Origin of the sequence: Clostridioides mangenotii TR, from assembly GCF_000498755.1 — a bacterium.
Taxonomy (GTDB): Bacteria; Bacillota; Clostridia; order Peptostreptococcales; family Peptostreptococcaceae; genus Metaclostridioides; species Metaclostridioides mangenotii_A.
In genome coordinates this window covers 16,054-30,788 of the sequence record NZ_AXUS01000008.1, presented here as the reverse complement: position 1 = coordinate 30,788, position 14,735 = coordinate 16,054, and the positions used below count along the sequence as shown (strand labels likewise).

Sequence of the window (14,735 nt, the reverse complement as noted above, 5' to 3'; positions counted from 1 at the left end):
ATATTTAAGCTAATCTAATGTTATAGTTTACAAATAAGTGAACATAACTTAATAATAAAATCATCTAAACTTTTAAAGGCGATAGCTTTTAAGCAATCGCCTTTGTTTTTTACCCATATTCTTTTCAATATATTTTCCTATCCTATCAATCTAAGTTTACACCTAAATTACGTTCTAATTCATTCCACACATCTATTAATGTATTATCCTCATAAATCAATCGATCCAGCTCATCAATTCTAATATCTATCTCATTTCGTTCTTTTTCTGACATAAGATTTTCTGTAACGGTGCCTGCTTCTATTTCTAATTCATTAACCAATTCTTTAACACCGAATTCTCTAATCTTCGTTTCTAATTCGTCTCTCTCTTTGAAATTATTTGATTTATCGATACATATTTGAATCAATTTATCATGAATTTTATTGGTTTCTTCATCCTTACTTCTAAACTTAGAAAATTTTTCTCCCATTTCTTTATACTTTTTTTCATTGATTTTATAACTCTCTAATAACTTTTGATACTCCTCATTCTCCGGAGTCTTCTCAACGTATTCTTCTTCATCATGTACATATGTATAATCGCTAATGTATTTTCTCGATTCATCAAATACTAAATTGATTCTCTCTATATATTTCTTATTGGATAATATCTTTACATCCTTGTCTTTTTCATTGTTTCCTGTATCATTTTTACTATTACATCCTACAGTAAATACCAATAACAACATCGATGCAACTATTAATATTTTTTTCATAAAAATGCTCCCTCACAATTTAAATTTGTACAAATTCATCTCGTTTCACTAAAATTATACCAATGATTGGTATCTATTTCAATTTGATCGGCAACATTTTTAAAAACATAAAAAAGAATAGCATGTGTATTGGTGGTCATTGCAAATCTGTTTATGACCACCAATACCTATGCTATTCTCACTATTCTCTATTTCTATAATTTCAAATGCGAATCTCTTTTTTATTAACCATGTACTTTTTAAAATCAAACCTTCTCATACTCACAAGTCTGTATACCTTTTTCTTTGAACTCTCTTTTTTTACTTGTTTAATATGGATAACAAGTGTAATAAGAGCACTTAATGCTACAAATGCGTAGAAGTTTAAAATTCTACATACAAGCATCGCTGGTATTAGCATACTTCCTGCAAAGAACACCTTGAACATATTCAAAAATCCAGTTTCAGATGCTCCTACTGCTCCCGGAAGTGGAAGTGATGATACAGCAAGTGTTAGTATAGCTTGAACAGCTATTATATCTAAGACTCCATATCCTGTTAAGTTAAATGCTTTGTAAACGAAATACGGTACTAAGAACATCGATGTTATTTGAACTATAGTTATAACACAGACTTTAAACATCAAAGCAGGGTTTTCTTTGATATGCGCCGCTCCTTTTTGGTACTCCAATATCTGCTCTTCAACAGTATCCATTGTCTTATCTATATTTTTTACTATCTTAACTTTAGAAAGTATTTTAACTAAAGCTTTAATTGATGTATTTACAAATTTCTTAGAAAATACTATCCCTATCATTCCACCGATTAATATTACATTGGAAACTACTCCGTATACTAAAAGTATCTTCATAGCTCCAATATCCTCTTTCACAAACGAGTATCTAACTAAAAACATTATTCCGGCATACAGTAGAGCTACTAGTTGGTGAAAAACTGATAGTATTATAAGTGTAAGCGATGAATAGGATATGTTTATCTTATCCTTGTTCATATAATACACTTGAGCTGGCTGACCTCCAGATGCTGAGGGAGTTATTGAGCTAAAGTAAAATCCTACAAATGAATAACCCAGTCCTTTTAGCACTGATACCTTTTGACCAAGTGATTTCATTATTATATTGATTCCTATAGCTTCACAAGCTAGGTACAAAAACATCATAGAAAATCCGATCAATATATAAACCGGGTTTATTTTTTGAATAACACCTACTAGCGATGTGAATGACTGATCCTTAAAGATGTAATAACTTGTTATCGCCATAAGCAATACCATAAATGTAAGACTTCCTATATATTTATTGTTATTGTTTTTGTTATTTTTTTTAGAAATTGCTTTTGTGATTATATATTTTTTCTTCTTTTCTACTTTTTTGCTCATACTTAGCTCCTTTCTGGTGTAACAAATCTAAATCCAGATGCCTTGAGTTCAGGTAGAGCTATTTTTAAAGCTTCAATCATCCTTCTAGGTGCTCCTTCAGCTCCTCCTGAATTTTCTCCAGCATCGTGGAGACATATTATTGAGTTTCCTTTTGTTCTCTTTTTAAGTCTTTCAACTATTACTTCTACTGTTACATCTTTTTCCCAATCTTCTGCCATTACGTCCCAAAGTATAATTTTTAAGTTGTGTTTGTTTGCAAAACTCATTGTAAATATATTTGTATGTCCCCATGGTGGTCTGTAATATTTTATATTAACACCTAATTTATTCATTATATCTAAACTTTCGTAAAAATCCTTTCTTGTGTAAGAGTAACTATACAGCCAAGCATTTTTATGCTCTAAAGAATGTATTGCTACTTCATGACCTTCATTTAGCATTCTCTCGATAATATCAGGATTTGCTTTTGCGTTGTTTGCAACTACAAAGAAAGTTGCCATCACATTTTGTTCTGTTAAAAGATCTATTAAATCGCTTGTATACCTCGGATCAGGTCCGTCATCAAATGTAAGCATGACCTTCTTTTCACCTTTAGTATTTTTTACTATGTTATCATTATAATGCTTATTGTAGTATGTTGGTAGTATCGAATGTAGTAAAAATATAATAAATATTATTATACATCCAATCGATATAAATTCAATTATATACATCTGGCGCACTCTCCTTGTGCCTCGCTTTCTAGATAATCCAACATCTCTATTAATCTAAAATCGTCCAAGTCTTCTTTTATAGATTTTAAATTTTTCTTAAACGTGTTTAAAAGCTCATCATCATAAATAATCTCTTTTATAATATCTATATGCTCTTTTGGATTTTTGCTTAATACTCTTCCTATGTCCTTATCTAGAATAAAAGCTGCGTTATTAATCTCATGTAGTAAAAATGGAGAAAATACAAGTAGAGGAAGTTCGGAATGTATTGTCTCAAACAATGTGATTCCTCCTGGTTTTGTAATTATAAGGTCTGCATTTTCCATATATTTATTTACATGGTCTGTATACCCTAATACTTCTATGTTTTCGTACATAGAGTGTAACTTGTAGTACATGTTCACATTATTCCCCGTTATTACTGTTGTTTTAACACCTTCTAAATTGTTTAGATCTTCATAAAATTTATTTGATTTTGGAAGAAGTCCAAGTCCGCCTCCCATTATAAGTATGTTTTTTTCGTTTTTGATTTTATCTTTTCTATCTGTATTCTTAAATTCTCTTCTAACTGGTATTCCGGTTACTAGTATTTTAGAGACTTCTATTCCTTTTTCTATTAATTCATCTTTAGTAAATTCATCTGCTACTAAATAGCAATTTGTATTTTTGCTGAGCCATTCTGAGTGACTACTTAGATCTGTTATACATGTAAGCAGTGGTCTTTTATCCCCTGTCTTATCTTTGTATTTTGAAACAAGCTGTGAACAAAATGGAAATGTAGATATAATCACAGTTGGCTTTATTTCGACTAAAAGCTCATCTAGTTTTTTTAAAAAATGCTCAAATACAAATGGTGTTGAGTCTATTTTTCCATTTTCTGTGAATCTGTAAAATAGATTGTATAGTTTACTGCCTTTATTTACTAAAATATTAAAGGCTTTATACATTGTATCTGTGTATTCTGGCATAATATATTCAAATATATCTTCTACAATTGTTTCAGATCCAAAGTACAAGTCCTCTATCTCTTCAGCTAATGAATTAGATGCTGAAAGATGTCCCATACCAAATTTACTTGTAAGAATAAGTACTTTCATATTTCTCATCCTTCCTTTAGCAAAAGTGAATTATATAATCTTTATTTACTCATCATTTCGACTGAGTTCGATATTTTATGTTTTTTATCGATTAACTTCACTATGTAATATTATCTGCTATATATAATATTTTATTTGCTAAATCTTTAGAAATACTTAATATAATTCTTAAGAATTCTTAATTTTTTTAAAAGCACTGATTTCTAAGCGTTTGATAGGTTTATATTATTAATTAATTTATTAATCTCCTGTAGAACTAATCGGAATACCAATCTCAACTAAAAAATCTTTTTCGCCGTTAAAGACATTTAAGAAACCATTATGATTTTTTACTATTTCTTTGCAATTTTTTATACCTATACCAAAACTTTCTGATTGATCTTTTAAATTAGAAACTTGATTCGCCTGCTTAATAAGCAGAAAATTTTTTGTCATGCTTGCTAAAAATTCAATAGGAGCATCTTTATCAGCATACTTTATTATATTTGAACAGATGTTAGTAAAAATCCTTCTAAATTGTGTTATATCTACATCGATATGTATTTGTTTATGTAATTCATTTTTTACTTTTACCTCAAAATTATTTTCCTCTAGCTCAAAAGTGGTGTCTAGTATAAGTTGAAATATAAACTCGTTTGCATTGATTCTCTTAATTTCATAATCGATGTCTTCCGGTGATGTCACAAAATGTATAAACAAATTTTCAGATAGTTTCTTAATCTGATAAGCATTTAACCTTGCATTTTCAATGTATTTATCCAACTGCTCTTTGTCCGAATACTTTCCGTCTGCAATTAGATCCAGATAACATATCACTGATGTTAGAGGAGTCCTTATATCATGAGATATGGATGTAACCATATCTTTATTTTTTGCCTCATCTCACTTTCAAGCAGAAGTTGATCTGTGATCACGCCACTCATTTCGTTTATGCTTTTGGCAAGAGAACTCAACTCATCATTTCCTTTTACTGGGATTCTGTATTCTAAGCTTCCTGACTCTGCTATCTTTATTCCCTGTTCAATTTTTTTGATGTACTTTATCTTTTTGCTAAACAGTAAAAGGAACGTTGATATAAATGCTATAGCTAAAAAAGCAACTGATGCAGCATTTATAAAATTTTGATACTTCGCATTAAAAAAAGCTGTTATTGTAATTGTCGCGTTTGTATCTTTAAACTTTAAAGAGTAGTTATTCATAAGATCGTTGTTTTGAAGTTCTCTCTGTTCATCTTCATCGGAAATTTTCTTAGGGTAATTTACTGTGTCGTACAAAATTTTCTTATCTTTGTGTATATTCATATAAACATACCATTTGTCCTCATTCCAATATGATAACATCTCCGAATCGCTCGTTTTTAAGTCATTTTCGTCAATATATAACTGGAGATCATCAACTAATCTTGTTAGATGACTTTGAAAATAGTGCTTTTCTTCAGCGGCTTTAGTTACCCCGTTTTCTAGCATATTATAAAAAGGAACATTTAATATAAAGGCAACTAACACAGACACAACTATATAAAATAGAATTTTCCAACCAAGCCTAGAAGGTTTTAAATGCTTAATCAATGTAATACCCCTTTCCCCAAGCAGTCTTAATGTACTCAGGATCTTGCCTGTCCTTTTCTATTTTCTTTCTTAAATTCCTTATATGAACCATTATAGTGTTATTTGCTGTATAAAAATAAGGTTCATTCCAGATACTTTCATAGAGGTTCTTAGACGAAAATACCTTCTTTTTATTTTGAATCATAAGGGCAATCATATCGTACTCTATAGTTGTAAGTGATATATTTTCATCTTTTAACTTCACCTCTTTAGTATCTAAATTTATACTGAGATCTCTTATTATAATTTCCTTTGACTCATCTTCTACTTTTATTCCTTGGTATACATAATATCTTCTGATAAGTGATTTAACTCTAGAAGTAAATTCAGAATAAGAAAATGGCTTAAGTAAATAATCATCTCCACCTGATGAAAACCCTATAACTTTATCTGATTCCTGGGTCTTTGCTGTTAAAAATAGTATTGGAGCATTGGTTTTTTCTCTAATCTCTCTACATGCTGTAAATCCATTTTTTACAGGCATAACCACATCTAATATTATAAGATCTACATTTTCATCAACTAAATCTATAGCTTCCTGACCATTTGTAGCTTTTAACACTTTATATCCTTCACTAGAAAGCAGTATATCAACTATTTCTATTATTTCAGGACTATCATCAGCAACTAGAACTGTTTTTTGCAAGTTCTCACTCACCTTATCACCTCTTTACATAAAGTTCGCACTAATCTTGTTTAGTTATACAAAACTGTGCGAACTTTTATCTTCTTTATATTTATACCATATTCACTTAATTTTTCACAACTCTACAACATTAACTTTTAAGCCAAATAATAATGAAGTTAATTTTGATAAACTCCATAAAACTCTTGTGTTGCATACATAGTCTTATCTGATTTAGTTGACATACCAAATCCCATAATTTCAAATCCTGGATGAAGCATATTTACTCCACCATCTGCTTCACTTTTTTTCCATTGACCCAACATCGACTGCGCTATATTATTTGCATCTCTTTGTGTGTACACGTATTTATCGCCAACTTTATATTTAAATAAATTTTCTCCTTGAACAATTACATGACCTGCTGGGATTGGTGACCAGTCAAGGTACTGCATAAATGTTGAGTAAGAATTTTTTCCATTAATTACATGTGACATTGTATTATTTTTGGCCATTAGTTTCGACCAATCTCCAGCCAGTCCTTCTAGCCTCTTTGCTTGTGAAAGAACACTTTGACCATTTTCCTTTCTATATATATTGATTAAGTTGTATAGATGATCTTTTATCCTCTTATTAAGAGTTGGATTATCTATATCGAAGTAAAATCCTTGTTCATTCGGTTTATTATTTGTAGCTGCATTTATACTTTGTTGAACCGCAACTTTATCGATTCCACCTAAGATGGTAAATTTATTAGTGTTTTTTAGTATACTCTTATCACTGTTTTTATGAACTAGAACTACTGGTTTATTTTTAGCCAGTGGAGATACTGCAAGAGCATCTACAAGATTGTACGCTTGACTCAAATAAACCTCGCCATAGTCTTTGTAGAACCACTGTATTAACTTTTTATTTGTATCAAATCTATCTACTCCGCCAAGTCTTTTAGCACCTATATCACTAACAAACTTGTCGCTTAAAGATAGATTTGATCCTATTGCATATCTATTTAGTCCATTTAGATCAAAATCTGTACCTTTACCTTCAGTAAGGATTATAGGAACCCCATCTCTAGAAGCAACTGAGGATGCACTTATTGCATCAGCTTCTCCTTTATACGCATTTGCAAATATAACTTTGTCTATACTTTTTATTTCTTTAATCTTATTAGCTATAGCTAAACTTGTCTCGCATCTATCCTCACCAGCTAATCTCTCTGTCTCAATATCCTTATCTCTTATCTCTGTTTCTACTTGTGAGCTTATTGTATCTTCAGTACCTATTATGTATACTTTTTCAACACCATTTAGTTTGCTCATTGTAACTGTTGGAATTTGGTTTTGTTTAACAAGTAGTATGGGTGCATTTTCTGCTCCTGCTAAACCGCTTGCACTAAGCCCGTCAGCTAGAGTTTTATCTGAATTTACTATAATCGCAGTCTTGTAACTCTGCTTAGAAGCTATTAAAGCGGCTGTTTCGAACCTATCACTACCCTTTAACTGATCAACTGTCGAAAGTGCATTTGATGAACTCGTTGCTCCAATTATAAACGAAAGTGTCAAACCAAGTGTTATAATTAATTTTTTATTCTCCATATAGACCCCCCCATATATCAAGCTGTATACTTATGTATACTTGTTTCCATAGTACTAATCATGCTTCAGAAACTTTCTAACTTTAACTTTCTATCCACATTTTGGATAAAATAATAAGTCTGTGCTAACCTACCTCACACAGACTTATAATAAAATTATATTACAATTTCCTAATATTGGCAAAAATTTATAGTTAATGGTTATAAGATTACAACCTTTATAAATGAAATTTACAAGAAATAAATAAGCACCCGAACAGTTATTCGGATGCTTATGATAAAAACAGTTGCCCTAAAAATTATAGAGAATCGATCATCTGATGTGCCATTTTAACCAATTGCTCTTGTGTAACATTAGAATCCATCGCAGTAAACATATAGCTAATTCCATCTTGAGTCCAACTTAAATGCTTAAACTCTGATATCTCTACTTTGTCACTTCCATAACTAAATATATATTTACCTGACGCCTCATCATTCTTGTCCTGCTCTGTCATTTTATAATCCTCAGGCACCACCTTATTTGTACTTGAAACGTAGCTTAAATCAATACCCCTGTAATTTCCTACATGTTCAGCTTTTTCTGAATCTTCACCTAATTTCCCTTTACCCATATTAAGGCTTAATTCATCTTCACCTTTATTGTAATCAAAATCTACATTATTTTGTTTTCCTAAACTATTTCCCTTGTCATCAAAAATTTCATTCTTTACTTTGTGACCACTTTTAAACTCATACCCTGTGTCAAATTTCTCAACTAATTTAGGCTCAAACTCAAAATCTTTATTTATTTTATCTGCACTAGGCATTGAATAATACGTCGGTATTACACTTGAGCTACCTACTATAGATGCTATCTTACCAGAAGCAAATACAGTTGTCCCAACCGCTAAAGTAGCTATTAATGCAATCATAACTCCCCTTTTTAAAGGTATCTTTCTAAACATTGATCTATTATTCATTTCACTAATCTCCTCTTTATCTGGCAAGCAATTTAAAGTGTTGCTTACTTTATTATGAAAACTTTCTGGTGGATCAGGAAAGATATTGTTCCAATTGTTTTTATTCATAGTCTACCTCCACAATCTTTAATCTATTTTTTAATAGTTTTCGTCCTTTTGCCAAACGACTTTTTACGGTTCCGGCAGGTATTTTTAAAATCTGTTTAATTTCTTTTACAGAATAGCCCTCAACATAATAGAGAACAATAGTAATTCTAATTCGCTCAGGCAGTTTTTTAATAGCTAAATACAGCTCGCTATAATCCTCTTCATCCTCAGACTTTACAAATTCAAAACACTCCTCATAAGAGACCTCTGGTTGTTCCCTACGCTTTAATCGGTAACATTCATTTAAGAGTATCCTAATAATCCATGTTTTGAAATACTGTTCCTCTTTCAATGTATTTAATTTTTCATAAGCTTTTAAAATTGCACTTTGAACCGCGTCCTCGCAGTCCTGATCTACAGTCAGGATAGTCTTAGACACATGATATAAAGTACGTTCAGCTTCAAGAACTCTATCTATAAATAAATCTTTATTCAATTAGCTTCCTACCTTTCCTAGCAAACCGTAGCGCTACTTATTTGCTTCTTCACTAATTCTAATTAGATGCTCAAGGATGTGAAATGGTTCATTTTATTTTGTTATATTATAAAATTAATTATTTTATCAGTTTTAAGTTTATTAACTTGGTCTATTGATTGCTATCTATATTAATTATTATATCTATTAGGTTTATTATTTTACAGATATATTGTTATATTGATAAATTATGATTTTTATAAGGTCTTAACAAAAAAACAAAGTCGGAAGTTACACCTCCGACTTTATAAAAAAATAATTTTATTTTCCTTTAGCCATATCCCAAGGATCAAATAACAAAAATGCTCGATCGATTGGATTTCGCGGCATTTTATTTCGCAACGTAACATTGGCATGAAGCCAAATCCAATTGATCGAGCATTTTTGTGGCAAGGCCTTACTATCTTTCGCACTCTTGATTTGCAACCGTACAAGAAGTTTTGCAAGCTGATTGACAAGAAGTTTGACATTCTCCGCATCCACCTTTTTCAGCACTTTGCTTCAAAGTAGCACCTGATAATGTTTTTATGTGTTTTTTTTCCATGACTATACCTCCATTACGATTATTCTCTACTGATTATAACACAAAATGGTATTTCTGAAAATCTCTATTTGAAGTTGACGCCTAAAACACCACCAATGCCTCCTGCCGCTGTCATTAGAAGGATTCTATAAAGCATTGAAACTTCAAATACAAAATTCTCTTGAATTAGAAAAACAGTCAAAAACACGCATACTATGTACATCATACCAACCAATAAACCATAAAACATACCTTTTTCTTTAATTTTTTTAGACGCATAAAACCCACCAAAGGCTGCAGATATAGTAGTTATAAAAGATGCCGCCATGGTAATAGTCTCTCCACTCATGTTGGTAAATGTCAAAAACAAGTTGTATATGAGAATTATAGCTAATGTCATAATATATGCAAAACCGAGACCTTTAAAAATATAATTTGATTTTTCCATTAAAAAACCCCCTCCTGAAATAAATATATTCAAGAGGAGGTGTTTAAATTACTTTTCTTCTTTGTCTTCTTTAACTTCTACTTCTTCTTTTCTAGTTTCAACAGTTCCTATAGCCCATTTTTGGAATGGTACTTTAGTTCTACTTGGACCTATTTCAAGAATTAAGTTGTCTTCGTCAACTTTAGCAACAGTTGCTATGATTCCTCCTATAGTAGTAACTTTGTCACCTACATGAAGGTTTTCTCTCATTTCTTTTAGTTGTTTATCTCTTTTCTTTTGAGGTCTCATCAATAAGAAATAGAATAAACCGAATACAACTACCCATACAGCTATTACAGGTATTAGTGATTGTTGTGGCATACTTTTTTCACTCCTTGTTCTTCATAATTTTATCTTGTTAATTTAAATTATGCCTTTTAAAGCGTTATAGAGTATTATACATTAAATCTATAATAATTCATAGTGCAAAGCTTATAATTCGTACCCATATTTTGTAAAAAACTCTTCTCTAAAGTCTAGTAGTCTATCTTCCATTATCGCCTCTCTTACTTTAGCCATAAGGTCTAGCAAGAAGTGTAAATTATGAGTAGTTATAAGTCTCGCACCTAATATTTCGTTAGTCTTAACCAAGTGTCTTATATAAGCTTTTGTGTAGTTTTGGCATGTATAACAACTACACTCTGGATCTAATGGTGTGAAGTCCTCTGCGTAACTTGCGTTTCTAACTACTACTTTCCCTTGGCTAGTCATAGCTGTACCATTTCTAGCTATACGAGTAGGAAGTACACAGTCAAACATATCAACACCTCTTATTACGCCTTCAATAAGGTCATCTGGACTTCCAACACCCATAAGGTATCTTGGCTTGTCAGCTGGCATAAGCGGTGTAGTATATTCAAGTACTTCATACATCAACGGCTTTGGCTCACCAACACTAAGTCCTCCTATTGCATATCCTGGTAAATCTATAGACGTAATTTCCTTAGCTGATTGCTCTCTAAGGTCTTTGTACATTCCACCTTGAATTATACCAAATAACGCTTGATTTTCAGTATTATTATGAGCTTCTTTACATCTTTCTAACCATCTAGTTGTTCTTTCAAGAGAATTTTTTACATAGTCTCGATCAGCTGGATATGGGGCACACTCATCAAATGCCATAATTATATCCGATCCAAGTGCATTTTGTATCTCAACTGCTTTTTCAGGTGTTAAAAAGTGTTTTGATCCATCTAAGTGAGATCTAAACTCAACACCTTCTTCAACTATTTTTCTAAGCGGCCCTAAACTAAACACTTGGAATCCTCCACTATCTGTAAGTATAGGTTTATCCCAGTTCATAAATTTATGAAGACCGCCAGCTTTTTTAACTATTTCATGCCCAGGTCTCATATACAGATGATAAGTGTTGCTTAGAATTATCTGTGAGCCAATCTCTTTTAGTTCTTCTGGTGCCATACTCTTAACTGTCGCTTGCGTTCCTACAGGCATAAAGATCGGTGTATCAATTACACCGTGTGGTGTGTGTAGCCTTCCAAGTCTAGCTCCAGTCTGTTTGCAAGTTTTTATTAGTTCATATCTTACTGCATTCATATTATTTCTCCTAATCCTTAGTAACTCTTTATTGATTCTTTTTAATTGTTATGTCAATTTTTATATTCTTGTATTATTTCTTGTATTATTTCTTATATTCTTCTTCATATTTTATATTGATTTCCTCAAGCATCTTGTCATCGCACTTTTCCTTTATTTCATTTTTCTCAGTCATATAACTTCCCTTTGGAATTAAGTATCTCTTTATTGCAAAAAGTCCAGCCATAGCTATTACTCCTAGTAAAACGTCCATCATTCCATCGTTTTTTGGCAATAGCAGCATTTTTCTTGCTATTGCGTACAACAACGCCTCAATAAATGCACCTGGTATATGAAGTGAAAGCATTATAACAAGCTCTACGCCTATAACCAATAAAAGTACTTGGGCTAGGATATTATTTAATGTTTGATATTGAACAATATTTTGAAAATCAGTGATGTATTCAAACCAAATCAATCTGAATATATCCATAATTCCCAGACATATAGTTAGAAGTACTACTAACGCTAGAATTTTTTCTAGTATAAATGCGATTTTAAGTACCTTGCTATTGCTATTTTTAGTTATTTCTTTCATATATAACCCCCTCCAAATTTGACGTTTTGTATTTAACATTTTTCAGTTTGATATAAACTTTTTATAATCTTAACTATTTTATAATCATTGCGTCACCAAAACTGAAGAATCTATATTTTTCATCTACAGCAGTATTGTATGCGTTAAGAATATTTTCTTTACTGCTAAGTGCACTTACAAGCATTATAAGTGTCGACTCTGGTAAGTGGAAATTAGTTATAAGTTTATCCACAATTCTAAACTCATATCCTGGATATATAAATATCTCAGTCCATCCGCTTGTTTCTTTTATTATGCCTTTTTCTTTACTAGCTGATTCAACAGTTCTACAACTTGTAGTTCCAACACATACTACATTTTTTCCGTCTTTTTTAGCCTTGTTTATTTTATCGGCAGCTTCTTTGTCCACCATATAGTACTCTGAATGCATATGATGCTCTAAAACATCATCTACTTTAACTGGTCTAAATGTACCAAGCCCTACATGAAGCGTAATAAATGCTATATCAACGCCTTTTTTCTCTATCTTATCTAATAGCTCTTTAGTAAAATGAAGTCCTGCAGTAGGTGCTGCGGCAGAACCGCTGTGTTTAGAGTACACTGTTTGATATCTATCTTTTTCTTCCAACTTTTCTGTGATATATGGAGGCAATGGCATGCTTCCCAGCTCATCAAGTATCTCTTCAAATATACCGTCGTAACTGAATTTAACTATTCTAGATCCGTCTTCTCCCATTCCAACGACTTCACTGATTAGTTTTCCTCCTCCAAAAGAGAATTTTGTACCTATTTTAGCTCTCTTACCTGGTTTAACCAATGTTTCCCAAGTATCATCTTCTGTTCTTTTTAATAACAAGAACTCTATCTTCCCACCAGTACCTACTTTTTCTCCAATAAGTCTAGCTGGAATTACCTTTGTATTATTTAATACTAAACAATCACCTGGATTTAAATAATCTATTATATCCTTAAATATCTTATGCTCTATTTTGCCAGTTTCTTTGTCAAGAACCATAAGTCTAGAACTAGATCTATCCTCTATTGGAACTTGAGCAATAAGCTCTTCTGGCAAATCAAATTTAAAATCACTTGTCTTCAAAACTAGTCTTCCTCTCCAAAAAAATTTCACCTTATTATTATAACAAAAAAACTACATGTCGACTACTGCTATACAACTTAAAAAGTCCCGTGCTGCCTATTTATCACGGGGCTTTTCTATATTTAAGTGTTTATATGCTAAAGGCATTGCAGACCTTCCTCTTGGACCTCTGTTAATAAATCCAAGCTGTAATAGGTATGGTTCAAAAACATCTTCTATAGTATTTCTATCTTCACCTATTGAAGCTGCAAGTGTATCAAGTCCTACTGGTCCTCCACCAAATTTTTCTATTATTGTGTGCAGTAGCTTTTCGTCTACATTGTCTAGACCGAGATCGTCTATTCCTAGAAGCTCCAACGCATCTTTGGCTATTTCATTGCTTATTATCCCATCCGATTTAACCTGAGCGTAATCTCTAACTCTTTTAAGCAATCTATTGGCGATCCTAGGAGTTCCCCTTGAACGCTTAGCAAGCTCCAAAGCTCCAGTTTCGTGTATCTCTGCATCGAGTATTGAAGAAGATCTCAAAACTATCTGTGCAAGCTCATCGACAGTATAGTAATCTAGCTTGCAAATTACTCCAAATCTATCTCTTAAAGGATTTGTAAGCATTCCTGCTCTAGTAGTAGCCCCTATAAGAGTGAATTTAGGCAAATCGAGTCTTATACTTCTCGCAGATGGGCCTTTACCTATAATTATATCCAAGCAAAAGTCCTCCATTGCAGGGTACAACACTTCTTCCACAGTCCTATTGATTCTGTGAATTTCATCTATAAAAAGTACATCATTTTCATTTAAGTTTGTAAGTATCGCCGCCAAATCTCCAGCTCTCTCAATAGCAGGGCCCGAAGTTATTCTAAGGTTAACGCCCATTTCATTTGCTATTATACTGGCAAGAGTAGTTTTCCCAAGTCCAGGTGGTCCATAAAGCAGTACGTGATCTAACTGTTCGCTTCTAGACTTTGCGGCTTGAATAAATATACTAAGCTGCTCCTTTGATTTTTCTTGCCCTAAATATTCTTCTAGAGTCTTAGGTCTTAAACTGTTTTCTATATCTACATCATCGGTCTGCATAGAAGATGTAATTATTCTATCTTCGTCATCAGTCTGCATAGTAGATGTAATTATTCTATCTTCGTC

The 14,735-nt window shown here is 32.0% G+C and carries 17 protein-coding genes; all 17 read right to left on the bottom strand.

The window, feature by feature from the left end; translation table 11 throughout:
• Nucleotides 1-145 precede the first annotated feature (145 nt).
• Nucleotides 146-757 (bottom strand): hypothetical protein, encoded by a 612-nt coding sequence (locus T473_RS0105480; RefSeq protein WP_024620996.1) that lies wholly within the window; start codon nucleotides 755-757, stop codon nucleotides 146-148.
• 202 nt (nucleotides 758-959) lie between these two features.
• Nucleotides 960-2,135, bottom strand: coding sequence for a lysylphosphatidylglycerol synthase transmembrane domain-containing protein (locus tag T473_RS0105475; RefSeq protein ID WP_077065771.1), 1,176 nt, complete (start codon nucleotides 2,133-2,135; stop codon nucleotides 960-962).
• Nucleotides 2,136-2,137: 2 nt separating this feature from the next.
• Complete coding sequence (locus T473_RS0105470) at nucleotides 2,138-2,848, bottom strand: polysaccharide deacetylase family protein (RefSeq protein WP_029791543.1); 711 nt, start codon at nucleotides 2,846-2,848, stop codon at nucleotides 2,138-2,140.
• Nucleotides 2,839-3,945 carry an MGDG synthase family glycosyltransferase gene (locus T473_RS0105465; protein ID WP_024620994.1) on the bottom strand — a complete coding sequence of 369 codons (1,107 nt, stop codon included), beginning with the start codon at nucleotides 3,943-3,945 and terminating at the stop codon, nucleotides 2,839-2,841. Before T473_RS0105465 ends, T473_RS0105470 begins: the two co-directional genes overlap by 10 nt.
• Nucleotides 3,946-4,185: 240 nt before the next feature.
• Complete coding sequence (locus T473_RS19035) at nucleotides 4,186-4,806, bottom strand: sensor histidine kinase (protein WP_242825866.1); 621 nt, start codon at nucleotides 4,804-4,806, stop codon at nucleotides 4,186-4,188.
• On the bottom strand, nucleotides 4,779-5,513 hold the full coding sequence (locus T473_RS19030; RefSeq protein ID WP_242825865.1) for a HAMP domain-containing protein: 735 nt from the start codon (nucleotides 5,511-5,513) through the stop codon (nucleotides 4,779-4,781). The genes T473_RS19035 and T473_RS19030 overlap by 28 nt, the downstream gene beginning before the upstream one ends.
• A complete protein-coding gene (locus T473_RS0105455) occupies nucleotides 5,506-6,210 on the bottom strand; it encodes a response regulator transcription factor (RefSeq protein WP_024620993.1) in 705 nt (234 codons plus the stop codon). Before T473_RS0105455 ends, T473_RS19030 begins: the two co-directional genes overlap by 8 nt.
• A gap of 146 nt (nucleotides 6,211-6,356) precedes the next feature.
• Nucleotides 6,357-7,772, bottom strand: a complete 1,416-nt coding sequence (locus tag T473_RS0105450) for a cell wall-binding repeat-containing protein (protein ID WP_024620992.1) — start codon at nucleotides 7,770-7,772, stop codon at nucleotides 6,357-6,359.
• Between the two features lie 298 nt (nucleotides 7,773-8,070).
• Nucleotides 8,071-8,841 (bottom strand): hypothetical protein, encoded by a 771-nt coding sequence (locus T473_RS0105445; RefSeq protein ID WP_024620991.1) that lies wholly within the window; start codon nucleotides 8,839-8,841, stop codon nucleotides 8,071-8,073.
• Nucleotides 8,834-9,316, bottom strand: a complete 483-nt coding sequence (locus tag T473_RS0105440) for an RNA polymerase sigma factor (RefSeq protein ID WP_024620990.1) — start codon at nucleotides 9,314-9,316, stop codon at nucleotides 8,834-8,836. Before T473_RS0105440 ends, T473_RS0105445 begins: the two co-directional genes overlap by 8 nt.
• A gap of 439 nt (nucleotides 9,317-9,755) precedes the next feature.
• Entirely contained in the window at nucleotides 9,756-9,899 is a 144-nt protein-coding gene (gene scfA / locus T473_RS17660) for a six-cysteine ranthipeptide SCIFF (protein ID WP_065365606.1), read from the bottom strand.
• 64 nt (nucleotides 9,900-9,963) lie between these two features.
• Nucleotides 9,964-10,326, bottom strand: coding sequence for a TIGR04086 family membrane protein (locus T473_RS0105430; RefSeq protein ID WP_024620989.1), 363 nt, complete (start codon nucleotides 10,324-10,326; stop codon nucleotides 9,964-9,966).
• 48 nt (nucleotides 10,327-10,374) lie between these two features.
• Nucleotides 10,375-10,686, bottom strand: a complete 312-nt coding sequence (yajC, locus tag T473_RS0105425; RefSeq protein WP_024620988.1) for a preprotein translocase subunit YajC — start codon at nucleotides 10,684-10,686, stop codon at nucleotides 10,375-10,377.
• Nucleotides 10,687-10,797: 111 nt separating this feature from the next.
• Nucleotides 10,798-11,919, bottom strand: coding sequence for a tRNA guanosine(34) transglycosylase Tgt (gene tgt, locus T473_RS0105420; RefSeq protein ID WP_024620987.1), 1,122 nt, complete (start codon nucleotides 11,917-11,919; stop codon nucleotides 10,798-10,800).
• Between the two features lie 85 nt (nucleotides 11,920-12,004).
• Entirely contained in the window at nucleotides 12,005-12,496 is a 492-nt protein-coding gene (locus T473_RS16280) for a hypothetical protein (RefSeq protein WP_024620986.1), read from the bottom strand.
• 73 nt (nucleotides 12,497-12,569) lie between these two features.
• Nucleotides 12,570-13,595 (bottom strand): tRNA preQ1(34) S-adenosylmethionine ribosyltransferase-isomerase QueA, encoded by a 1,026-nt coding sequence (gene queA, locus T473_RS0105410; RefSeq protein ID WP_024620985.1) that lies wholly within the window; start codon nucleotides 13,593-13,595, stop codon nucleotides 12,570-12,572.
• A gap of 96 nt (nucleotides 13,596-13,691) precedes the next feature.
• The gene (gene ruvB / locus T473_RS0105405) at nucleotides 13,692-14,708 is read right to left on the bottom strand and encodes a Holliday junction branch migration DNA helicase RuvB (RefSeq protein WP_024620984.1); all 1,017 of its coding nucleotides are present in this window, start codon (nucleotides 14,706-14,708) and stop codon (nucleotides 13,692-13,694) included.
• Nucleotides 14,709-14,735 lie beyond the last annotated feature (27 nt).

Excerpts from the sequence above, each read along its gene's own strand:
- T473_RS0105480 (WP_024620996.1), bottom strand. The coding sequence starts at position 757 with ATGAAAAAAATATTAATAGTTGCATCGATGTTGTTATTGGTATTTACT.
- T473_RS0105475 (WP_077065771.1), bottom strand. The coding sequence starts at position 2,135 with ATGAGCAAAAAAGTAGAAAAGAAGAAAAAATATATAATCACAAAAGCA.
- T473_RS0105470 (WP_029791543.1), bottom strand. The coding sequence starts at position 2,848 with ATGTATATAATTGAATTTATATCGATTGGATGTATAATAATATTTATT.
- T473_RS0105465 (WP_024620994.1), bottom strand. The coding sequence starts at position 3,945 with ATGAAAGTACTTATTCTTACAAGTAAATTTGGTATGGGACATCTTTCA.
- T473_RS19035 (WP_242825866.1), bottom strand. The coding sequence starts at position 4,806 with ATGGTTACATCCATATCTCATGATATAAGGACTCCTCTAACATCAGTG.
- T473_RS0105450 (WP_024620992.1), bottom strand. The coding sequence starts at position 7,772 with ATGGAGAATAAAAAATTAATTATAACACTTGGTTTGACACTTTCGTTT.
- T473_RS0105445 (WP_024620991.1), bottom strand. The coding sequence starts at position 8,841 with ATGAATAAAAACAATTGGAACAATATCTTTCCTGATCCACCAGAAAGT.
- scfA (WP_065365606.1), bottom strand. The coding sequence starts at position 9,899 with ATGGAAAAAAAACACATAAAAACATTATCAGGTGCTACTTTGAAGCAA.
- T473_RS0105430 (WP_024620989.1), bottom strand. The coding sequence starts at position 10,326 with ATGGAAAAATCAAATTATATTTTTAAAGGTCTCGGTTTTGCATATATT.
- yajC (WP_024620988.1), bottom strand. The coding sequence starts at position 10,686 with ATGCCACAACAATCACTAATACCTGTAATAGCTGTATGGGTAGTTGTA.
- tgt (WP_024620987.1), bottom strand. The coding sequence starts at position 11,919 with ATGAATGCAGTAAGATATGAACTAATAAAAACTTGCAAACAGACTGGA.
- T473_RS16280 (WP_024620986.1), bottom strand. The coding sequence starts at position 12,496 with ATGAAAGAAATAACTAAAAATAGCAATAGCAAGGTACTTAAAATCGCA.
- ruvB (WP_024620984.1), bottom strand. The coding sequence starts at position 14,708 with ATGCAGACTGATGACGAAGATAGAATAATTACATCTTCTATGCAGACC.